This window comes from Faecalibacterium sp. An122 (assembly GCF_002160895.1).
Lineage (GTDB): Bacteria > Bacillota > Clostridia > Oscillospirales > Ruminococcaceae > Faecalibacterium.
The window spans coordinates 11876-32279 of record NZ_NFLL01000017.1 but is presented as its reverse complement, the minus strand read 5'-3'; the positions used below and the strand labels follow the sequence as shown (position 1 = coordinate 32279).

19 protein-coding genes are annotated in these 20404 nt (G+C 61.9%); 8 read left to right on the top strand and 11 right to left on the bottom strand.

Features of this window, described 5'->3' with window-relative positions; translation table 11 throughout:
- Nucleotides 1–14: 14 nt before the first annotated feature.
- The 8 genes from B5E67_RS10570 to ybaK form a co-directional block, all read right to left on the bottom strand.
- Nucleotides 15–1196: a phosphoribosylaminoimidazolecarboxamide formyltransferase gene (locus B5E67_RS10570; protein WP_087365856.1), complete on the bottom strand. Its 1182-nt coding sequence runs from the start codon at nucleotides 1194–1196 to the stop codon at nucleotides 15–17.
- Nucleotides 1197–1242: 46 nt separating this feature from the next.
- Nucleotides 1243–2013, bottom strand: coding sequence for an IMP cyclohydrolase (locus B5E67_RS10565; RefSeq protein ID WP_087385235.1), 771 nt, complete (start codon nucleotides 2011–2013; stop codon nucleotides 1243–1245).
- Nucleotides 2014–2032: 19 nt separating this feature from the next.
- The gene (purN, locus tag B5E67_RS10560; RefSeq protein WP_087247545.1) at nucleotides 2033–2629 is read right to left on the bottom strand and encodes a phosphoribosylglycinamide formyltransferase; all 597 of its coding nucleotides are present in this window, start codon (nucleotides 2627–2629) and stop codon (nucleotides 2033–2035) included.
- Nucleotides 2623–3669 carry a phosphoribosylformylglycinamidine cyclo-ligase gene (gene purM / locus B5E67_RS10555; protein ID WP_087247547.1) on the bottom strand — a complete coding sequence of 349 codons (1047 nt, stop codon included), beginning with the start codon at nucleotides 3667–3669 and terminating at the stop codon, nucleotides 2623–2625. Before purM ends, purN begins: the two co-directional genes overlap by 7 nt.
- Before the next feature lie 3 nt (nucleotides 3670–3672).
- Nucleotides 3673–5145 carry an amidophosphoribosyltransferase gene (gene purF / locus B5E67_RS10550; RefSeq protein ID WP_087385233.1) on the bottom strand — a complete coding sequence of 491 codons (1473 nt, stop codon included), beginning with the start codon at nucleotides 5143–5145 and terminating at the stop codon, nucleotides 3673–3675.
- Between the two features lie 45 nt (nucleotides 5146–5190).
- On the bottom strand, nucleotides 5191–5691 hold the full coding sequence (gene purE / locus B5E67_RS10545) for a 5-(carboxyamino)imidazole ribonucleotide mutase (protein WP_087247551.1): 501 nt from the start codon (nucleotides 5689–5691) through the stop codon (nucleotides 5191–5193).
- Nucleotides 5692–5778: 87 nt separating this feature from the next.
- Complete coding sequence (locus tag B5E67_RS15630; protein ID WP_158098879.1) at nucleotides 5779–5922, bottom strand: hypothetical protein; 144 nt, start codon at nucleotides 5920–5922, stop codon at nucleotides 5779–5781.
- Between the two features lie 267 nt (nucleotides 5923–6189).
- Complete coding sequence (ybaK, locus tag B5E67_RS10540) at nucleotides 6190–6684, bottom strand: Cys-tRNA(Pro) deacylase (protein ID WP_087385231.1); 495 nt, start codon at nucleotides 6682–6684, stop codon at nucleotides 6190–6192.
- Nucleotides 6685–6907: 223 nt separating this feature from the next.
- Here ybaK and aroF point away from each other — a divergent pair, with 223 nt between their 5' ends.
- From aroF to B5E67_RS10525, 3 genes are all read left to right on the top strand, one after another.
- Nucleotides 6908–7921, top strand: coding sequence for a 3-deoxy-7-phosphoheptulonate synthase (aroF, locus tag B5E67_RS10535; protein WP_087247557.1), 1014 nt, complete (start codon nucleotides 6908–6910; stop codon nucleotides 7919–7921).
- Nucleotides 7922–8830: 909 nt separating this feature from the next.
- A complete protein-coding gene (locus B5E67_RS10530; protein ID WP_087365843.1) occupies nucleotides 8831–9235 on the top strand; it encodes a DUF3783 domain-containing protein in 405 nt (134 codons plus the stop codon).
- A complete protein-coding gene (locus B5E67_RS10525; protein WP_242956938.1) occupies nucleotides 9232–10335 on the top strand; it encodes an FAD:protein FMN transferase in 1104 nt (367 codons plus the stop codon). Before B5E67_RS10530 ends, B5E67_RS10525 begins: the two co-directional genes overlap by 4 nt.
- A 75-nt stretch (nucleotides 10336–10410) precedes the next feature.
- Here the strand turns inward: B5E67_RS10525 and B5E67_RS10520 are convergent, their stop codons facing one another.
- The 3 genes from B5E67_RS10520 to B5E67_RS10510 form a co-directional block, all read right to left on the bottom strand.
- Entirely contained in the window at nucleotides 10411–11055 is a 645-nt protein-coding gene (locus B5E67_RS10520; RefSeq protein ID WP_087385229.1) for a DUF4230 domain-containing protein, read from the bottom strand.
- Nucleotides 11056–11067: 12 nt separating this feature from the next.
- Nucleotides 11068–11676, bottom strand: a complete 609-nt coding sequence (locus B5E67_RS10515; protein WP_158098878.1) for a DUF4230 domain-containing protein — start codon at nucleotides 11674–11676, stop codon at nucleotides 11068–11070.
- A gap of 272 nt (nucleotides 11677–11948) precedes the next feature.
- Nucleotides 11949–12824, bottom strand: coding sequence for an AraC family transcriptional regulator (locus B5E67_RS10510; RefSeq protein WP_343286521.1), 876 nt, complete (start codon nucleotides 12822–12824; stop codon nucleotides 11949–11951).
- 299 nt (nucleotides 12825–13123) lie between these two features.
- Between B5E67_RS10510 and B5E67_RS10505 the strand changes: the two genes are divergently transcribed.
- The 5 genes from B5E67_RS10505 (at nucleotide 13124) to B5E67_RS10485 (ending at nucleotide 20354) form a co-directional block, all read left to right on the top strand.
- The gene (locus B5E67_RS10505) at nucleotides 13124–14398 is read left to right on the top strand and encodes a sugar ABC transporter substrate-binding protein (RefSeq protein WP_087385225.1); all 1275 of its coding nucleotides are present in this window, start codon (nucleotides 13124–13126) and stop codon (nucleotides 14396–14398) included.
- 12 nt (nucleotides 14399–14410) lie between these two features.
- On the top strand, nucleotides 14411–15295 hold the full coding sequence (locus B5E67_RS10500; protein ID WP_087385223.1) for a sugar ABC transporter permease: 885 nt from the start codon (nucleotides 14411–14413) through the stop codon (nucleotides 15293–15295).
- Between the two features lie 3 nt (nucleotides 15296–15298).
- On the top strand, nucleotides 15299–16147 hold the full coding sequence (locus B5E67_RS10495; protein ID WP_087247567.1) for a carbohydrate ABC transporter permease: 849 nt from the start codon (nucleotides 15299–15301) through the stop codon (nucleotides 16145–16147).
- Nucleotides 16148–16320: 173 nt separating this feature from the next.
- On the top strand, nucleotides 16321–18522 hold the full coding sequence (locus tag B5E67_RS10490) for an alpha-galactosidase (protein WP_087385220.1): 2202 nt from the start codon (nucleotides 16321–16323) through the stop codon (nucleotides 18520–18522).
- The gene (locus tag B5E67_RS10485; RefSeq protein ID WP_087385218.1) at nucleotides 18519–20354 is read left to right on the top strand and encodes an amylosucrase; all 1836 of its coding nucleotides are present in this window, start codon (nucleotides 18519–18521) and stop codon (nucleotides 20352–20354) included. Before B5E67_RS10490 ends, B5E67_RS10485 begins: the two co-directional genes overlap by 4 nt.
- The last annotated feature ends 50 nt before the right edge of the window (nucleotides 20355–20404 follow it).

Here is a 20404-nt window from a genome sequence, read left to right as displayed (position 1 = left end):
CTCCCCTTTCCGGATCAGTGATGGAACAGCCGCAGGCCGCAGAAGGCCATGGCGATGCCGTACTTGTTGCAGGTGTCAATGACCTGCTGGTCGCGGATGGAGCCGCCGGGCTGGACAATGGCGGTGACGCCGCTGCGGCGGGCCCGCTCGATGTTGTCGCCGAAGGGGAAGAAGGCATCCGAGCCCAGGCAGACGCCGGTGACGTGGCTGAGGTACTCTTTCTTTTCCTCGGCGGTCAGGGGCTCGGGCTGGCGGGTGAAGGTCTCGGCCCACACGTCATCGCCGATGACGTCCTCGGGAGTGTCACCGATGTAGACGTCGATGGCGTTGTCACGGTTGGGCTTGGAGACGTCGTCCCGGAAAGGCAGGTTCAGCACTTTGTCCATGTGGCGCAGCTGCCAGTTGTCGGCCTTCTGGCCGGCCAGGCGGGTGCAGTGGATGCGGCTCTGCTGGCCGGCGCCCACGCCGATGGTCTGGCCGCCCGAGACGTAGCAGACGCTGTTGGACTGGGTGTACTTCAGGGTGATGAGGCTGATGATCAGATCCCGCTTCTGCTCCTCGGTCACCTCTTTGTTCTCGGTGACGAAGTTGTTCAGCATGGTGTCGGCGTTGATCTCCAGCTCGTTGCGGCCCTGCTCAAAGGTGATGCCGTAGACCTGCTTGCGCTCGATGGGGGCGGGGCGGTAGGCCGGATCAATGGCCACCACGTTGTAGTTGCCCTTCTTCTTGCCGGCCAGGATGGCCAGGGCCTCGGGCTCATAGCCCGGAGCGATGATGCCGTCCGACACCTCGTGCTGAATCAACTTGGCGGTGGGCACGTCGCAGACGTCGCTCAGGGCGATCCAGTCGCCGAAGGAGGACATGCGGTCGGCGCCGCGGGCCCGGGCGTAGGCGCAGGCCAGGGGGGACAGCTCCATGGCGGGGTCAATGTGGTACATCTTCCGCTCCACCTCGGTCAGGGGCAGGCCCAGGGCCGCGCCCGCCGGGGAGACGTGCTTGAAGGAGGCAGCCGCCGGCATCCCCAGAGCCTTTTTCAGCTCAAACACCAGCTGGATCGAGTTGAGGGCGTCCAGGAAGTTGATGTAGCCCGGGCGGCCGTTCAGGACGGTGACGGGCAGGTCCCCGCCGTTCTCCATATAGATGCGGCTGGGCTTCTGGTTGGGGTTGCAGCCGTATTTCAGAGCAAGTTCGTTCATTGCAATACCTCCGCGTTCAAATAAGTCATCCGGTTGAAAGGACGGGTTATTCCATTTCCTCGGGCAGGAGGGCGGGCTCCTCGGGGTCGTCCATCGAGCTGTCCACGGCTTCGTACTTGTTGTAGATCAGATCGCCGCTCTCGCCGCTCTCCAGGTCGATGACCCGGGCGAACAGGCTGACCTTGTTGTCCGGGTTCAGGTTCTCCCACAGGCCCTTGGCAAAGTCGCCCACCGTGCGGGGGCAGGCAAACCGCAAAGGCTCGCCCTCAAAGCTGGGGATGGGGTTGCCGTTGCACTTGTAGGTGCTGATGAAGTGGCCCTCCCCTGCCACCGGCTGGGGATAATCAAAGAAATAGCGCTGGACGCTGTCCCCGTTGCCGTCGGCGGACTTGAGGATGCTCATCTGGTAGCTGCCGTCGGCGTAGACCACCGCCGAGATGCGGGGGGTCCAGTTGGGGCCGTCCGGCTCAAAGGTGCGGGTGCGCAAAGCATCCGCAAAGCTCTGGCCGCGGCACATGCCGTCGTAGATGGTGTCGGTCTGGTCGCCGTTGGTGACGATATGGGTGGAGCCCAGGGTCAGCACCGGGTTATAGATGATGAGGCTGGGGTCCTCCAGCTTGGCGGGGTCGGCAGCCATGGTGCAGATGCCGCCCCGCTCGGGCAGCGGATCAAAGACGCGGTTGCGGCTGTTGGCGCTGCGGCCCATGATAAAGTAGCCGATGAACATCTGGCGTCCGTCGGGGGCCATGGCCACGGCAATGCCCCGGCCGGGATATTCGTTGTTCGCCAGGTAGGCGTTCAGGTCGATCTTTTCCATTTGCAGATTCCTCCTGTCATCACACGATCTCGCCGCTGCAGACCATGGCCACGGCCTGGGGCAGCAGCTTCCATTCGGCCTGCTCCATCACACGCTTCTGGAGCACCTCGGGGGTGTCCCCGGGCAGGATGTCCACCGCCTTCTGCAGCAGGATGGGCCCGCCGTCGCACTCCTCGTTGACAAAGTGGACGGTGGCGCCGGTGACCTTGCAGCCCCGGGCCAGGGCGGCCTCATGGGGCCGCAGGCCGTACATGCCCGGCCCGCAGAACGAGGGGATCAGGGCCGGGTGAACGTTGAGGATGCGGCGGGGATAGGCCTGGACCACGCTGGGGCCCAGCACCGACAGGAACCCTGCCAGCACCACCAGGCCGATGTCGTGGCTCTTGAGCACATCCAGCAGCGCCGCGTCAAAGTCGGCGGCGGTGGCGTAGTCCTTGCGGCGGACCACGCAGTGCTCCACCCCGGCCTTTTCGGCCCGCTCCAGGGCGTAGACCCCGGGCTTGGAGGCCACCACCAGGGTGATTTTGCCGTTGGGGTTTTCACCCCGGGCCTCGCTGTCCAGCAGCGCCTGCAGGTTGGTGCCGCCGCCCGAGACCAGAACCGCGATCTTTACCACAGTTCAACCCCCTCGCCCTCTGCGATGACGCCCAGGCGGTAGGCCTCCGGCTCGCCGTTGGCGTGGAGGATCTCCAGGGCCTTGTCTGCCTGATCGGCGGGAACGGTGAGGATCATGCCCACGCCCATGTTGAAGGTGTTGAACATATCACGCTCGGGGATGTTGCCGGCCTTCTGCAGCAGGGCGAACAGGCCGGGGGTGCGCACGTCGGATTTCTTGATCTTGGCGCAGCAGCCCTTCTTCAGGCTGCGGGGGATATTCTCGTAGAAGCCGCCGCCGGTGATGTGGGAGATGCCGCGGACGGCCACCTGCTCCAGAACGGCCAGAACCGGCTTGACGTAAATCTTGGTGGGGGCCAGCAGGGCCTCGCCCAGGGTGCGGCCCTCCAGCTCGGCGGGGGTCTCTTTCAGGACTTCGGGGTGGTTCTCCAGGTCAAAGACCTTGCGCACCAGGGAGAAGCCGTTGGAGTGGACGCCCGAGGAGGGCAGAGCCAGAATCACATCCCCCGGAACCATGGTGTTGTTGTCCAGGATCTTGCTCTTGTCCACCACGCCCACCGTGAAGCCGGCCAGGTCGTACTCGTCCTCGGGGTAGAAGCCGGGCATTTCGGCGGTCTCGCCGCCCACCAGGGCAGCGCCTGCCTGGACGCAGCCCTCGGCCACGCCCTTGACCAGGTCGGCGATCTTCTCGGGGACGTTCTTGCCGCAGGCGATGTAGTCCAGGAACACCAGGGGCTTGGCGCCGGCGCAGATGACGTCGTTGACGCACATGGCCACGCAGTCAATGCCCACCGTGTCGTGCTTGTCCATCAGCATGGCGATGCGCAGCTTGGTGCCCACGCCGTCGGTGCCCGAGATCAGCACCGGGTGCTGGATGCCGGTGCAGTCCAGCTCGAACAGGCCGCCGAAGCCGCCCAGACCGCCGATGCAGTGTTCATTCATGGTGCGGCTGACGTACTGCTTCATCAGCTCGACCGAGCGATAGCCTGCGGTGATGTCAACGCCGGCTGCCTTATAGCTTTCCGAATAGCTCTTTTCCATGATTTACTCTCCTAACTTTTTCTCCCCCTTGGGCCGCTGGCGCAGGGGACGGTCGTGGATGTCGGTCGAGAGCACCACCTCGGGCTTGACGGCGTACTCGCCGGTGAAGCAGGCGGTGCAGAAGCCGCAGCCGGCCCCTTTGGCCAGCTGGACAACGTGTTCGGTGGACAGGTACCCCAGGGTGTCGGCGCCGATGATCTCATTGATCTGGTCGACGCTGCGGCCGGTGGCCACCAGCATCTTCTGGTCGGGGATATCGGTGCCGAAGTAGCAGGGGTACTTGAAGGGCGGGGCCGAAACCCGGAAGTGCACTTCCTTGGCGCCGGCATCCCGCAGCAGCTTGATGATGCGGGCGGAGGTGGTGCCGCGGACGATGGAGTCGTCGATCAGGACCACCCGCTTGTCCCGGACGGTGCTGGCAATGACGTTCAGTTTGATGCGGACGCTGTTCTCCCGCTGTTTCTGGTTGCCCTGGATGAAGGTACGGCCGATGTACTTGTTCTTGATGAAGCCGATGCCGTAGGGGATGCCGCTGGCCTCGGCGTAGCCCAGAGCGGCGTCCAGGCCCGAGTCGGGCACGCCGATGACCACGTCGGCCTCCACCGGGTGTTCCTGGGCCAGGAACCGGCCGGCCTGCATCCGGGCCTCGTGGACCGAGCAGCCCTCGATGACGCTGTCGGGCCGGGCAAAGTAAATATACTCAAAGACGCACATCTGGCGGGGCTGTTTGCCGCAGTGTTCCCGGTTGCTGCGCAGGCCGTCGGGGTCTGCCACCACGATCTCGCCCGGCTCGATGTCCCGCAGATAGGTGGCGCCCACGGCGTCCAGGGCGCAGCTCTCGCTGGCAAAGACGTAGCCGCCCCCCGGCAGGGTGCCGATGCACAGGGGCCGGTAGCCCCGGGGGTCACGGACGGCGATCAGCTTGGTGGCCGACATGATCACCAGGCTGTAGGCGCCGTCCAGCTGGTCCATGGTGGCGGCCACGGCCTGCTCGATGCTCTGGTGCTTGAGGCGGTTGCGGGTGAGCAGGTAGCAGATGACCTCGGTGTCGGAGGAACCATGGAAGATGGCGCCGTCGTTCTCCAGGGCGTTGCGCAGCTGGACCGCATTGGTCAGGTTGCCGTTGTGGCACAGGGCCATGGTGCCGCGGCCATGGCGGACAATCATGGGCTGGGCGTTGGCCCGCACACGGCTGCCGGCGGTGGCGTAGCGGACATGGCCGGTGGCCATGTGGGCTTCGGGCTTGTGGAGGGAGGCCATCACCTGGGGGGTGAACACTTCGTTCACCAGGCCCAGGTCCCGGTGGCCGGTGATGACGCCGTCCTCGTTGACGGCCATGCCGCAGCTCTCCTGGCCGCGGTGCTGCAGAGCATACAGGGCGGAGTACACCGCCACCGACACGTCCTCGGTGCCGGCCTTATCGTAAATACCAAAAACACCGCACTCCTCGTGGAGGGGGTATGCAAAATCAGACATTCTGGCTCCTTTGCTGTTCCGTAATATTCCGGTCGGGGGCGGCGCTTACAGGGCGGCCAGCTCCTGCTGAAGCTTCTCTTCCTTGGCGGCGATCTCGCGGCCCATCTTGGCCCGCTCCTCCTCCAGCCGTGCGGCCAGGCCCTCGTCCGACAGAGCCAGGATCTGGGCTGCCAGCCAGGCGGCGTTCTTGGCGCCGTTCAGGGCCACCGTGGCCACGGGGATGCCGCTGGGCATCTGGACGGTGGCCAGCAGGGCGTCCAGGCCGTCCATGGCGCCGCCCTTCATGGGGATGCCGATGACCGGCAGGGTGGTGTTGGCGGCAAAGGCGCCGGCCAGGTGGGCAGCCATGCCGGCTGCGCAGAGGATCACACCAAAGCCCGCCTCCCGCGCCTGCCGGGCAAAGGCTGCGGCCTCGGCCGGAGTGCGGTGGGCCGACAGGATGTGGGCCTCAAAGGGAATGCCCAGCGCCTTCAGCTGGCTGCAGGCACCCTTGACCACCGGCCAGTCACTGTCCGAACCCATGATAACGGCTACTTTACGAATCATACTCTTTATCCTCCATCCTTTTCCTGAAAAACGGGCCGAAGCCCCCAGCAAAACAAAAAAAGGCTGTGATGCGGCTACACCACGGCCTTATTCTGCAACCAGGACGGTACGGCAAAGCACGGCGGGAGCATTCGGCGTCCGCCGGCTGAATCCCTTGAGCCAGAACAGCAGCGCCTGCGCGCCCTGCGGCTCAACCAAGCTCTTTGTCTGCAAGCCCATTGCACCGTCCATCCCCGGCGCCCCGCGGGACGCCTGTTTTTTGCTGTAGGGAGCGCCGGGCGGCGCCCCTTCTCATCTACAGTGTACGGCAAACCGACGCCTTTGCAAAGGGATTTTACACAAATTCTCCCTTGTGTTTTACCTGTTCGGAGCACATTCGGAAAGTTTTGTGCAATTTCCCCACGTAAACTTACAATAGTACGACTTCTTTTTTACAAAGGGTCAGGCGGGGTGCGGGCTTTCTTTTTTTAAACAAACTGCCGTCAAATAAAACCGCATTTATTCCGCCGCACGGTGGGTGATGGCAGCGGTTTTGGCCTTGGCCGCCCGGATCAGATCGGCCGGGGCGCAGCAAATCTGCAGGCCGATCCGTCCCGCCGACACATACACTTTCTCCTGGGTCAGGACGCTGTCGTCAAACACCGTGACGTATTGTTTTTTCATCCCCACCGGGCTGCATCCGCCCCGGATGTAGCCGGTGACCTTGTTGATGTCGGCCACATGGATCATGGCCACGCTCTTCTCCCCTACGCTGCGGGCCGCGGCCTTCAGGTCCAGCTCGGCCTCCACCGGGATGACGAACACGAAATAATTCCGGCTGGCGCCCTGGGTCACCAGGGTCTTGAACACACAGGCCGGGTCTTGCCCCATGCTGCGGGCTACCGTCGCCCCGTCCACAGCCACCCCTTCTTCGTGGGGGTACTCGTGGGCGGTATAGGCCACCTTGGCCTTTTCCAGCATCCGCATGGCGTTGGTTTTGGCTTCCTTTGCCATTGTTTGATACTTCCCTCTATCTCGTTTTTGCGCCGGACTTCGCCGGTTGATTTTATTTTACCACACTTTTCTTATAAAGAACACCCGGCGCGGGCCAACCGGGGGAAAATTTTTCCGTTTTCCCTCTTGACTTCACTGTCATGAAGTGTTATAGTATCCTCAACAATTCACTGTACTGAATCAAACGCATTTCACACACGGCCAAGCAAAGGAGAGGGAACCTATGATTATCATTCTCAAGCAGGACGCGCCGGAGGCGCAGGTCCGTGAATTCTGCCACGAACTGACCACCATGGGCTTTGAGATCAACGACTCGAAGGGCCGCGACACCCACATTCTGGGCCTGATCGGCGACACCAAGGCCATAGCCGAGAGCTGGGTGCTGGCCAACCCCGTCGTAGAGACGGTGCGCCGGGTGTCGGAGCCCTACAAGAAGGCCAACCGGAAGTTTCATCCCGATGACACGGTGGTGGACATCGAAGGGGTCAAGATCGGCGGCGGGAACTTTGCCATGATTGCGGGTCCCTGCAGCATCGAGAGCGAGGAGCAGATCACCTACTGTGCCCAGCGTGTGAAGGCGGCGGGAGCCAGCCTGCTGCGGGGCGGGGCATTCAAGCCCCGCACGTCTCCCTACTCGTTCCAGGGGATGCGCAGCGAGGGTCTGGACCTGCTCAAGCTGGCCCGCCGGGCCACCGGCAGCCCCATCGTCACCGAAATCATGAACACCGAGCACCTGCCCCTGTTTGAAAACGTGGACCTGATCCAGATCGGGGCCCGGAACATGCAGAATTTCGAGCTGCTGAAGGCGGTAGGGCGCCAGAACAAGCCGGTGCTGCTCAAGCGAGGCCTGGCCAACACCCTGGAAGAGCTGGTGATGAGTGCCGAATACATCATGGCCGAGGGCAACGAAAATGTGATTCTCTGCGAGCGGGGCGTCCGGACCTTTGAGACCAGCATGCGCAACACGCTGGACCTGGCGGCGGTGGTGATGCTGCACAAGATGACCCATCTGCCGGTGGTGGTGGATCCCAGCCATGCCTGCGGCCAGGCCTGGATGGTGCCCCAGCTGGCCAAGGCGGCGGTGGCGGCGGGGGCCGACGGGTTGATGATCGAGGTGCACAACGACCCGGCCAAGGCCAAGTGCGACGGGGCCCAGAGCCTGACCCCCGACCAGTTCGACGAGCTGACCGCCTTCTTAAAGGAAGAAGTCACCTTCTTCGGCAAAACCTGGAACTAACCTACTTTTCTGAAGAAAAGTAGGAAAAGGCAGCTTTGGCCCGGCGCGTCCAGTGGACGAAACAGCCGGGCCGAAGCTGGCGCAGCGCTCCGGTTTTTGCAAGCGCCCTCCGCGGCGCGCCGCAAAAATCGGCTAAGCGCAAGAGGTTTCACTGTGTACCATACAGTTTCCGGGTCTCCAAAACTTCCACGGAACATTTACGCTCCGGCTCGTTCGTTTCGTTTGCGTCTGCGACGCGGTACGATGCAAACCGGTTCAAAACCTGGTTTATTGCGTCAAGCATGGCCACCCTCTTGATCAGGCTCCCGGCCTGCGGCCCGCTTTTTCGTGAAAAAGCTTGGCAAAAAGCTTTACCTGGTACCGCTAACTGCTGTGGGCTTCACAAGGCCCTGCCGGCGGCAGACTTTCAGCCGCTTTATGAGGCTCCCGGCCTGCGGCCCTGTGAGTCCAAGGCTTTATGCAGCCTGTTTTTCATACGGTACCGCTGACCGTTGTCTGCTTCACGAAGTCCTGCCAGCGGCAGACTTTCAGCCGCTTTATAAGGTTCCCGGCCTGCGGCCCGCTTTTTCGTGAAAAAGCTTGGCAAAAAAACTTTACCTGGTACCGCTAACTGCTGTGGGCTTCACAAGGCCCTGCCGGCGGCAAGCTTTCAGCCGCTTTATGAGGCTCCCTGCCTGCGGCCCGCTTTTTCGTGAAAAAGCTTGGCAAAAAGCTTTACCTGGTACCGCTGACTGCTGTCTGCTTCACGAAGTCCTGCCGGCGGGTTTGGTCTGCACATGTTTATATTCTTCCTGCAATCCTCCCCTGTGCCCCGGGTCCGCCCGGGGCTTTTTTGATGCGGCGGTGTTTTCTTTCAGCGGGGTTTGTGGTATACTCTGAACGATTCATCATCGGAAAGAGGTACACCCTATGAAAGCTCATATTGCCCGCAACCAGAACGCCGGGGTTCCCATGGTCCTGGCCTGGAATCTGGCCCCCGGGGACCGGGGCATCCTGGACGGGATGGCCGACGCCTTCGGGATGAAGGTACAGGTGGTCGCTCCGGCCCAGGCCGGCCAGACGGTGGCCCAGCTGCTGGGAGAGGTGCCGGTGAACGCCGGCCGCACCCTGGCTCTGGAGCCGGGAGCCTGTCCGCCGGCCATCGTGCTGGCCAACTTCCGCCCGCGGGACGCCGCCACCCTGTTTGACCTGCTGGACCAGGCCAAGGCCCAGATTCCCCTGCGGGCCACCGTGACGCCGGCCACCCGGCAGTGGGTCTTTGGGGACCTGCTGGCCCAGATGCTGGCCGAGAAAGGACAGGTAACCGCCCCGTGAAAACCATCCAGCGCCTTTTTGCCCTGGGGGCCTGTCTGGCCCTGACGATGGCCATGCTGGCGGGCTGCAGCCGCAGCCCCAAGACCACCGTCAGCGACAACGCCCAGCGGTTCAACGCCTACTATTTTGATGTCTTTGACACCATGACCCAGGTCATCGCCTACTGCGACAGCCAGGCCGAATTCGACAAGCAGATGGAGGCCCTCCACGCCGATCTGGTGGAGTATCACCAGCTCTATGACATTTATAATGATTACGAGGGCGTCAACAACATCAAGACCATCAACGACAACGCCGGCGTGGCCCCGGTGAAGGTGGATCAGAAAATCATCGACATGCTGGACGAGGCCCTGGAGCTGTACGACACCACCAACGGCCAGCTGAACGTGGCCATGGGCAGCGTGCTGGCCATCTGGCACGACTACCGCGAGGCCGCCGAGGCCGATCCCTCGGACGCCGACAACGCCCTGCCCACCCAGGAGGAACTGGAAGCCGCCGCCCAGCACTGCGACATCAACGACATCATCATCGACCACGAGGCCGGCACCGTCTATCTGGCCGACCCCGAGATGCGTCTGGACGTGGGCAGCGTGGGCAAGGGCTACGCCGTGGAGCAGGTATGTCAGGCCGCCCAGGCCCGGGGCCTGGTCAGCGCCTCGGTGAGCGTGGGCGGAAACCTGCGGTCCATCGGCTCCAAGCCCAAGGGCCAGCCCTGGGAGAGCGGCGTAGTCAGCCCCTGGGATGACTCCATGCTGTACGACAGCTCCTCCTCCCTGATTGCGGTGGTCCAGTCCAACGACATGGCCCTGGTCACCAGCGGCGACTACCAGCGCTACTACACGGTGGACGGGGTGCGGTATCACCACATCATCGACCCCGACACCCTCTGGCCCGCCGATTACTTCACGGCGGTCACCATCCTCTGCCCCGACTCGGGCCTGGCCGACTGCCTGTCCACCGGCATCTTCTGCATGCCGCTGGAGGAAGGCATGGAGCTCATCGAGAGCCTGGACGGCGTCGAGGCCCTCTGGTGCACCAAGGACGGCCAGATCTACAAGTCCAGCGGCTTTGCCGCCTACGAGAGCCCGCTGGAGGAATAAAAAACCAAAAGAAACAGCCTCATCCCACAGGTCGGCACCTGCCAACCGGGATGAGGCTGTCTTTCTTTTTATCCTTTATTTTTCGCCGCTCTCGGCGGAGTTCGCGGTGGTCGAGTTGTTGGAACGAACAGGGTTCCCCTCTGCATCCAGGTACACCCATTGGATGGTATACTGCTTGCCCACGGCTTCACCCAGGTTTTTAATGTAATTTTCCAGCAGGGTCTGGGCCCGCTGCTGAGCCTGCAAAAGCAGTGTCTCATCCTGGCTGGCCTGTTCTTCTAAAATCGCCTGGGCCTGGCTGAACGCATACACTTCATCTTCGGCGGTGATGTCTTTGGAATCTTTGGCCACGATGTAGGAATCCTCATTCAGAGAGGAAGATTCCACCCGGCAGTCCTGCACTGTCGCCGCGGGAATGGTGACAGTAAGGCGGGTGTCATCTGCTTCAATGTTTACATAGGAAGCGTCGATGCCGAATTCCACCACGCCGCTGTATTCCACCCAGAAGTTCTTTTCGCCGCCCATCCAGAGGATGCCGTCCACCTCCTGCTGGAATTTTGCCACATTATGATAGTAGCATTCCATTACCGCCAGGTCACAGATGGCCCGCATCTCGGAAATGCTTGGCTCGGCATCCAGTTCTTTCTTCTGGCCGCATCCTGTCGTCAGGCACAGCACAGCTGCCAGCAGGAAACATGCCGCACGTTTTGCTTTTTTCATCTTCTTCACCCCTCAGTTTACCACCAGTTCGTATTCCTCACCCATCGGCTCGATCACCGGCTGAACCAGTGCCCGTATCACATTCTGCGCATTCTGATGCGCCAGCTCAAGGATAGCTCCCTGGTTTTCACTCTCGGCCTGCACATCCTTTTCACATGCTTTATAGGCTCGCTCCGACACAGTGGACGTATTGGCTCTGTCATTGAAGAACATGAAATCCATGGACGAAATATCTACGCTCACATCATTGATTCTCGCCTCCGGCAGATCCACCGTAATGGTCTTTCCTTCCATATGGATTTCAATGGCCGAAAAGTCAATGCCGGCTTCCACCTGAGCTTCATAAGACACATAAAAATCCACTTTGTCCGGGTTCTTTTCGTTGGTTACCTCAGCAATTCCATTGTATACCGCGGTAAAGGTGGACAGGTCGCTCACGTTCACAATCCTTTCCAGCGTGGAAAGGGCGGTGACCTGCGCTTCGTGATCTTTGCTTTCTCCGATCTGAAGCCCCAGAAAAATGCCGATGGCGGCAATCAGCGCCACCGCCCCCATCACCAGAGGCACACGCCTGGGAATTTTGGTCCAGCTGAGCCATGTTTTTACCTCTTCTTTGTTCATATCGGTTCCTCCTTTTGTATATTCGTGGATGTTCAGCGCACAGCGCCGCAATATACGCTGTAATTTTCGCGATTTGCACCCAAAATATTTTCCTCTGATTCTGTCACACAGCGTGTCCAGTATACTTGTTTCTGGCAAAATGTGCAAGCAAAAAGCGAAAAAACATCCCATCTATGCCAAAAGCCCGCCCTTCCGGAGCGTCAGCTCCCGGCAGGGGCGGGCATTTTTATGCGCGCGGCGCAATACAATATAGAGATACAGCCGTCGGGCGGTCAGGGCTGGAGCTTCTGGGGCGGCTCCAGCAGGTGGGTGGAACGGTACTCCCGGGGGGAGATGCCGTGTACATTCTTAAAGGCGCGGGAAAAATGCAGCTGGTTGTCGTAGCTGACCTGGGCCGCAATTTCCCCGATGGACAGGCGGGTCTCCTTCAGCAGCTGGGCGGCCCGGGCCATCCGGTAGTGGAGCAGGTAGGCCTGGGGGCTTTCGCCCACGGCGTCCCGGAACACTTTGCCGAAATAGCTGCGGTTGAGGCCGCTGACCGCCGCGATTTCCTCCACCGAGATGTCACGCTGATAGTTCTGCTCGATGAAGGTCAGGGCCTCCTTGACGTAAAAGTCCCGGACCCGGCGCTCGCCGCCGCACCGGCGGCCCGCCGAGCACTGGACCAGGCTGTCCAGAAACAAAAAGCCGTGGGCGATCAGGTGCACCGGGCTGGCGTCGGCGTGGTTGACGATGTACAGCATCTGCTCCTGCACCTGGCGGCCCGCCTCGGCGGTGCGGGGGGTATAGACCGGCTGGCTGCCGCTGATTCCCGCCAGATGGAGGCTCTCGTGGGCGCGCAGGCCGTCAAATTCCAGCCAGGTGTATTCCCAGGGGTCCTCCGGGTCGGAACGGTAGGTGGTGATCTGGCCCGGCACAATCAAAAACCCGTGTCCCGCCGGGATTTCGTATTCGTTGCCGTTGGCCAGCAGCACCCCCCGGCCCGCAATGGCGTAGTGAAACAGGTAATGGTTGCGGGCGTAGGGCCCATAGGAATGGGTGGGACTGGTGCGCTCCCAGCCGAACTGATACAGGTTCAGATCAATGAAACGCTCGTCCTTGAATACATGAAACTTCAGTTTTTCGGGGTCTTTCATCTCTTGATCCACGACAAACACCTCCCGGGTTTATTATATACCATAATGCGTCCCCATTTCAACTAAAAAGCTATATTTCCTAGAAAATGGAATATAAAAAACTGCATTGTGGCATTCAAAATCCCCTCCATACAATGTATAATATTTCCACAAGAGTGGAGTAAAAATTATGCAATGTGCACAACGCATAATTTTCTGTTCATATTTTCGTCACAATGACGAAATAGGAACAGTCCTGTCTGACCAGCTGTCCGGACAAGCGCATTCCCATCCTTCAACCCCTTACCCAAGCAAATCAAAGGAGATGGCTTATGAAGAAGATTTCTCGCCGTTCGTTCCTTGCGGCTACCGCTGCGCTGGCGGCCATGGGTCTGGCCGGCTGCGGCGGTTCGGACGATGGCACCGTCAACCTGACCTTCCAGATCTGGGACGTCTTCCAGCGGGACGGCATGCAGGCCATGTGCGATGCCTACACCGCCCAGCATCCCGAGGTCACCATCGAAGTGCAGGTCACCAGCTGGGACGAGTACTGGACCAAGCTGGAGGCGGCCACCATGGCCAAACAGGCCCCCGACATTTTCTGGATGCACACCAACGAGATCCTGAAATACGCCGACAACGACAAGCTGGTGGACTGCTCCAGCATTGTGGAGACCGAGCACTTCTCGGAGATCTCGCTGGCCAACGCCAGCGGCTCGGACGGCGTCCTCTACGCCGTGCCCAAGGACAAGGACACCGTGGGCCTGGTCTACAACAAAGAGATGTTTGACGCCGCCGGCGTCAGCTACCCCGACGAGACCTGGACCTGGGACACCCTGGTGGAAGCCTCCCAGAAGATCTACGACGCCACCGGCTACTACGGCTACATGGCCTACGGCGACGACCAGCTGGGTTACTGGAACTTCGTCTATCAGGCCGGCGGCAGCATCCTGACCGAGGACAAGACCCGCGGCAACTTCACCGATCCCGCCACCAAGATGGCCATGGATTTCTACATCGGCCTGCAGAAGTACGACTGGTGCCCCACCCAGACCTACTTCGCCGAGACCGCCCCCGGCACCGCCTTCTTCTCCGAGAAGGGCGCCATGTTCCTGGAGGGCGACTGGAACATCCTGCCTGAGCTGCAGAACTATCCCGACATGGTGGGCAAGTGGGACGTGGCCGTCCTGCCCAAGTGCCCCAACCCCATGAGCGGCGACGGCCGGGCCACCATTTCCAACGGCCTGTCCTACGCCACCACCAAGACCAACAAGCATCTGGATGTGGTCATGGACGTGCTCAAGTTCTTCGGCAGCGCCGAGGGCCAGCGCATCCAGGGCGAGAGCGGCGCCGCCATCCCGGCCTACATCGGCATGGAGGACAGCTGGGTCAGCTGCTTCGAGCAGTACCCCATCAACATCACCTGCTTCATTGATATGTTCGACTACTGCGTCCAGAGTGTCAACAACGCCGCCCGTCCCGAGTGGAAAACCCCGGTCAGCGACACCCTGCTGAAGATCTACACCGGCGCCCTCTCCCTGGACGACGGCCTGAACCAGATGCAGCAGATTGTGGACCAGGCCAGCGCCGAGTACTACGAAGAATAAAGGAGGCACATCATGGAAAAAACGTCCAAACTGGGCCGCGACGGAGCCGTCTGGGGTCTGATCATGGTGGCCCCCACCATCATCGGTCTGATCGTGCTGAACATCTGGCCCTTCATCGAGACCATTTACATGAGCTTTTCCAAGTCCCTGCCCTTCGGCGAGTTCGAGTTTGAGGGCATCGACAACTACATCGAGATGTTCCAGAACGCCGAGTTCTGGAAGGCCACCGGCAACACCATCTTCTTCTGCATTATGACGGTGCCCGTGGGCATCTTCCTGTCCCTGATCGTGGCCGTCCTGCTGAACAGCAAGATCCGCGGCCGCACCACCTTCCGCGCCATCTTTTTCCTGCCCATGGTCGTCGCTCCCGCCGCCGTGGCCATGGTTTGGAAGTGGATTTTTAACTCACAATATGGTATTATTAATACACTGCTGGGCCTTGACATCGGCTGGCTGACGGATTCCCACATCGTGCTGATTACCTGCTCCATCGTCCAGATCTGGAGCAACATCGGCTACGACGCGGTCCTGCTGCTGGCTGGCCTGCAGAACATCTCGGTCAGCCTGTACGAGGCAGCGGATCTGGACGGCGCTTCCAAGGTGCGCCAGTTCTTCAGCATCACCCTGCCCATGGTCTCCCCCACGTTGTTCGTCGTGCTGATTATGCGTCTGATGAGTTCGCTGAAGGTCTTTGACCTGATCTACATGATGGTGGACGACGCCAACCCCGCCCTGAACGACACCCAGACCCTGATGAGCCTGTTCTACCGCGAGAGCTTCATCGCCGGTGACAAGGGCTATGCCTCCGCCATCGTCGTCTGGACCGTCCTGCTGATCGGCGCCGTGACCCTCATCCAGTTCATCGGCCAGAAGAAGTGGGTCAATTACGAGGTGTAAAAGATGGATACTACTGCAACCAAAAGCATGAAAAACTCCAAGCGGGTTACCAAGGCTCTCACTTATGCAGTCCTGATCCTGGGCAGCATCCTCATGATCTTCCCCTTTGTGTGGATGGTCCTGACCTGCTTCAAGACCCAGGCCGAGAGCATGGCCATTCCGCCCCAGATCCTGCCCTCCCAGTGGAACTTTGACAACTTCGTCACCGCCCTCGAAAGCCTGCCCTTCGTCAACCTGTACATCAACACCGCCCTGCTGATCTTCTTCCGCGTGGTGTGTGCTGTGATCTTCAGCTCGATGGCCGGCTACGCTTTCGCCAAGCTCCACTTCCCCTTCAAGAACGCCCTGTTCGCCATCATCCTGGTTCAGATGATGCTGCCCAGCCAGATCTTCATCACTCCCCAGTACCTGATGCTGGCCAAGGTGGGCATGACCAACTCCATCTTCGCCCTGGTGTTCCCGGGCCTGGTCTCCGCCTTCGGCACCTTCTTCCTGCGGCAGGCGTATCTTGCCATCCCCAACGACATCGCTGAGGCCGCCTATCTGGACGGCTGCAACAAGTGGCAGGCTTTCTATAAAGTCATGCTGCCCCTGACCGGGCCCAGCATGGCCGCTCTGGCCATCTTCACCGCGGTGTTTGCTTACTCCGACCTGATGTGGCCTCTGATCTGCAACACCGACCTGAACATGATGACCCTGTCCGCCGGCCTGTCCACCCTGAACGGCCAGTTCACCACCAACTTCCCCGTCCTGATGGCAGGCAGCCTGCTGGCTATGGTCCCCATGGTCATCATCTACCTGCTGTTCCAGAAGCAGTTCATCCAGGGCATTGCCATGACCGGCGGCAAGTAAGCCGGCGCGTCACCCTCTGCACTGTTTGACCGGCAGCGTCCGGCCCGCCTGCCCTGCCCCCCGCGGGCGCAGGCGGCGGCCTGCCACCCCATTTGCCGCAATGGTGCCCGGCCCCCAGATTGGCTGGGCGCCATTTTTCAGGTTATAATGCTGAAAGAAGGAGGATACTGTCTATGAGTATCCGTAAAGACCCCGAAACCGGCCTGATCACCCTCCACACCGCCCATACCAGCTATCAGCTGTGGGCCGATGAGCTGGGCATTGTGCATCATCTGTACTACGGTCCCTCCATCGGCGAGGCCGACCTGCGCGGTCTGGAGTTCCGCTCCGACTGCGGTTTTTCGCCCCAGCCCGCCGGGCTGGACGCCCAGCGCGACTACTCCCTGGACACCCTCTGCCAGGAATACACCGGCAGCGGGGTGGGCGACTACCGCATCGGCTGCCTGCGCCTCACCGCCGCCGACGGCAGCCGTGCCGCCGACCTGCGGTTTGCCGGGGCGGAGATCCTGCCCGGCAAGTACGAGCTGCCCGGCCTGCCCGCCGCTTTTGACAACGGCGGCGAGTGCGAGACCCTCCGCCTCACCCTGAAGGACCCGGTGACCGGCCTGACGGTGGTGCTGCTGTACGGCGTCTACCACGACGCCGACGTCATCACCCGGGCCGCCCTGGTGGAAAACGGCGGCTCCGCCGCCATCCAGCTGGACAAGGCCGCTTCGGCCTGCCTGGACCTGCCCTTCGGCGAGTGGGAGCTGATCCACTTCCACGGGCGCCACTGCATGGAGCGTCAGCCTGAGCGCACCCCGCTGGCCCACGCCATCCAGACCCTGCGGTCGGCCCGCGGCGCCAGCAGCCACCAGCACAATCCCTTCGCCATCCTGGCCGCCCCCCACACCACCGAGGACGCCGGCGAATGTCTGGGGGCCATGCTGGTCTACTCGGGCAACTTCAAGATCGAGTGCGAGGTCAGCCAGATGCACTCCACCCGTCTGGTGGCAGGCATCAGCGACGACGATTTCCGCTGGACCCTGGCCCCGGGCGAGCAGTTCGTGACGCCGGAAGTGCTGTTCAGCTACAGCGCAAAGGGTCTGAGCCAGCTGTCCTGGCAGTATCACCACTTCCTCCAGCACAACATCATCCGCAGCGTCTGGCGGGACCGTCCCCGCCCCATCCTCATCAACAACTGGGAAGCCACCTACATGGACTTTGACGCCCAGCGCATCTGGGACATCGCCCGCCAGGCCAAGGAGCTGGGCGTGGAGATGCTGGTGCTGGACGACGGATGGTTCGGCAGCCGGGTGGACGACCGCAGCGGCCTGGGCGACTGGCAGTTCAACGAGAAAAAGCTGGGCTGCACCTTCAACGAGCTGATCGGCAAGATCCGGGAGATGGGCCTGCTGTTCGGCCTGTGGATCGAGCCCGAAATGGTCAGCCCCAGCGCCGAACTGTACAAGGCTCACCCCGAATGGGCACTGACCATTCCCGGCCGGGCCCCCACCACCGGCCGCAGCCAGCTGGTGCTGGACATGGGCCGTCCCGACGTGGTGGACTACCTGTACGGGCTGTTCCACCAGCTGCTGGCCGACCACGACATCTCCTACATCAAGTGGGACATGAACCGCAACATGACCGACGTGTTCAGCCGGCTGCTGCCCACCGAGCGCCAGGGCGAGGCCGCCCACCGCTATATGCTGGGCCTGTACGACCTGCTGGGCCGCCTGACCCGGGACTTCCCCGAAGTTCTGTTCGAGGGCTGCGCCGGCGGCGGCGGACGGTTTGACGCCGGCATGCTGGCCTACTGCCCCCAGATCTGGTGCAGCGACGACACCGACCCCATCCACCGCATCAAGATCCAGTACGGCACCTCCTTCGGCTATCCTCCCGCCGCCATGGGCAGCCATGTTTCGGCTTCCCCCAACCACCAGACCGGACGCAGCACCCTGCTGTCCACCCGGTCCACCGTGGCCATGGCCGGCACCTTCGGCTATGAGCTGGACCTGCAGCGCCTGACCGAGGACGAAAAGGACGAGGTCCGCTGCCACATCCAGCAGTGCAAGGAGATGCAGCCCCTGGTGCTGAACGGCCGCTACGACCGCCTGACCGACGCCATGACCGACACCTGCTTCACCGCCTGGCAGTTCACCGCCCAGGACCAGAGCCGCGCCATGGTCAGCGTGGTGGTCATCGACCCCCAGGCCAACCCCTGGCCCATCCATGTCCGCCTCAAGGGCCTGGACCCCAGCGCCCTCTACCATGAGACCCTCACCGACCACACCTACACCGGCGCCGCCCTGTGCCATGCCGGGCTGACACTGCCCATCATGCAGGGAGACTACCCCGCCGTCCAGATCATGATTGAAAGGATCGATGCCGTATGACCGAACAGGAAGACGCACTCTTTCGGGCCCGTTTGGCCCGCCACCACGACGAACTGCGGTGGCTGTACATGGAGCTGTACGACAATGGCTCCATGTTCGCCGAGCTGTGCAACCAGATGTACCGCTTTGCCGAGATGCGCAGCGCCGCCCTCAAGGCCCGGGACGCCGCCCGCGAGGCCGAGCCCGAGTGGTACAAGCACCGTGACCTGCTGGGCATGATGCTCTACATCGACAACTTCGCCGGCAACCTGAACGGCGTCCGCGGCAAGCTGGACTACCTGCAGGAGGCCGGGGTCAACTGCCTGCACCTGATGCCCTTCCTGAACACGGTGAAGGGCCGGGACGACGGCGGCTACGCCGTGGCGGACTTCCGCACGGTGCGGCCCGACCTGGGCACCATGGAGGACCTGGAAGCCCTCACCTCCGCCTGCCATGACAAGGGGATCAACGTCTGCATGGACTTTGTCATGAACCACACCAGCTGCGACCACGAGTGGGCCCAGCGGGCCCTGGCGGGGGACGGCGAGTACATGAGCCGGTATTTCTTCTTTGACAACCCCGAAATCCCCGCCGAGTACGAAAAGACGGTGCCCCAGGTGTTCCCCACCACCGCCCCCGGCAACTTCACCCGCCTGGAGGACGGCCGCTATGTGATGACCACCTTCTACCCCTACCAGTGGGACCTGAACTACCGCAATCCCCGGGTGTTCAACGAGATGATGTACAATTTCCTGTTCCTGGCCAACCAGGGCATGGACATCATCCGGATCGACGCGGTGCCCTACATCTGGAAGGAGCTGGGCACCAGCTGCCGCAACCTGCCCCGGGTCCACACCATCGTCCGGATGATGCGGATGATCGGCGAAATCGTCTGCCCCAGCGTCATCCTGCTGGGCGAAGTGGTGATGGAGCCGGTGAAGGTGGTTCCCTACTTCGGCACGGTGGACAAGCCCGAATGCCATCTGCTGTACAACGTCACCACCATGTGCACCACCTGGCACACGGTGGCCACCCGCGACACCCGCCTGCTGCGCAAGCAGCTGGACAGCGTCAGCACCCTGCCCAAGGAATATGTGTTCCTGAACTATCTGCGGTGCCACGACGACATCGGCTGGGGCCTGGACTACGACACCCTCAAGACCTGGGGCATGGACGAGGTACCCCACAAGAAGTACCTGAACGACTTCTTCCAGGGCCGCACCGAGGGCAGTGTCAGCCGGGGCGAGCTGTACAACGACGACCCCACCACCGGCGACGCCCGGTTCTGCGGCACCACCGCCAGCATGTGCGGCCTGGAGTCGGCCCAGACTCCCGCCCAGGTGGACACCGCCATCGGCTTTGACCTGACCCTCCACGCCATGATGCTGTTCCAGTCGGGCATCCCCATGCTGTACAGCGGCGACGAGATCGGCCAGCTGAACGACTACACCTACAAGGACGACCCCGCCAAGGCCGCCGACAGCCGCTACGTCCATCGCGGCGCCCTGCCCTGGACCCGGGCAGCCCAGCGCACCGACAAGACCGCACCGGCCGGCCGGATCTTCCAGGGCCTCCATCAGCTGGAAACCCTCCGCCGCACCATTCCTGCCTTTGAGGCGTCGGCTCAGGTCCGCACCCTGGACACCGGGGACGTGGCCGTTCTGGGCCTGGTGCGCACCGGCGGGGACCAGACCCTGGTGGGCCTGTTCAACTTCGGCGGCGACACCCACGAGGTGGCCCTGCCCGCCGGCACCTACCGCGACATGACCGCCGCCGGACGCAAGAAAAAGACCTTCTCCGGCTCGGTGACCCTGCCGCCCTACGGCTTCTTCTGGCTGCAGCAGCAGGGCTGACACACGCAATTTCAGCTTTCTGCACAGGCAGCGTTTCCCCCATACACCGC

What these genes read in the sequence shown, in the direction of transcription:
- aroF (WP_087247557.1), top strand. Translation starts at nt 6,908, where the DNA reads ATGATTATCATTCTCAAGCAGGACGCGCCGGAGGCGCAGGTCCGTGAA.
- B5E67_RS10530 (WP_087365843.1), top strand. Translation starts at nt 8,831, where the DNA reads ATGAAAGCTCATATTGCCCGCAACCAGAACGCCGGGGTTCCCATGGTC.
- B5E67_RS10490 (WP_087385220.1), top strand. Translation starts at nt 16,321, where the DNA reads ATGAGTATCCGTAAAGACCCCGAAACCGGCCTGATCACCCTCCACACC.
- B5E67_RS10495 (WP_087247567.1), top strand. Translation starts at nt 15,299, where the DNA reads ATGGATACTACTGCAACCAAAAGCATGAAAAACTCCAAGCGGGTTACC.
- purF (WP_087385233.1), bottom strand. Translation starts at nt 5,145, where the DNA reads ATGTCTGATTTTGCATACCCCCTCCACGAGGAGTGCGGTGTTTTTGGT.
- ybaK (WP_087385231.1), bottom strand. Translation starts at nt 6,684, where the DNA reads ATGGCAAAGGAAGCCAAAACCAACGCCATGCGGATGCTGGAAAAGGCC.
- B5E67_RS10515 (WP_158098878.1), bottom strand. Translation starts at nt 11,676, where the DNA reads ATGAACAAAGAAGAGGTAAAAACATGGCTCAGCTGGACCAAAATTCCC.
- purE (WP_087247551.1), bottom strand. Translation starts at nt 5,691, where the DNA reads ATGATTCGTAAAGTAGCCGTTATCATGGGTTCGGACAGTGACTGGCCG.
- purM (WP_087247547.1), bottom strand. Translation starts at nt 3,669, where the DNA reads ATGGAAAAGAGCTATTCGGAAAGCTATAAGGCAGCCGGCGTTGACATC.
- B5E67_RS10505 (WP_087385225.1), top strand. Translation starts at nt 13,124, where the DNA reads ATGAAGAAGATTTCTCGCCGTTCGTTCCTTGCGGCTACCGCTGCGCTG.
- B5E67_RS15630 (WP_158098879.1), bottom strand. Translation starts at nt 5,922, where the DNA reads ATGGACGGTGCAATGGGCTTGCAGACAAAGAGCTTGGTTGAGCCGCAG.
- B5E67_RS10500 (WP_087385223.1), top strand. Translation starts at nt 14,411, where the DNA reads ATGGAAAAAACGTCCAAACTGGGCCGCGACGGAGCCGTCTGGGGTCTG.
- B5E67_RS10570 (WP_087365856.1), bottom strand. Translation starts at nt 1,196, where the DNA reads ATGAACGAACTTGCTCTGAAATACGGCTGCAACCCCAACCAGAAGCCC.
- B5E67_RS10565 (WP_087385235.1), bottom strand. Translation starts at nt 2,013, where the DNA reads ATGGAAAAGATCGACCTGAACGCCTACCTGGCGAACAACGAATATCCC.
- B5E67_RS10485 (WP_087385218.1), top strand. Translation starts at nt 18,519, where the DNA reads ATGACCGAACAGGAAGACGCACTCTTTCGGGCCCGTTTGGCCCGCCAC.
- B5E67_RS10520 (WP_087385229.1), bottom strand. Translation starts at nt 11,055, where the DNA reads ATGAAAAAAGCAAAACGTGCGGCATGTTTCCTGCTGGCAGCTGTGCTG.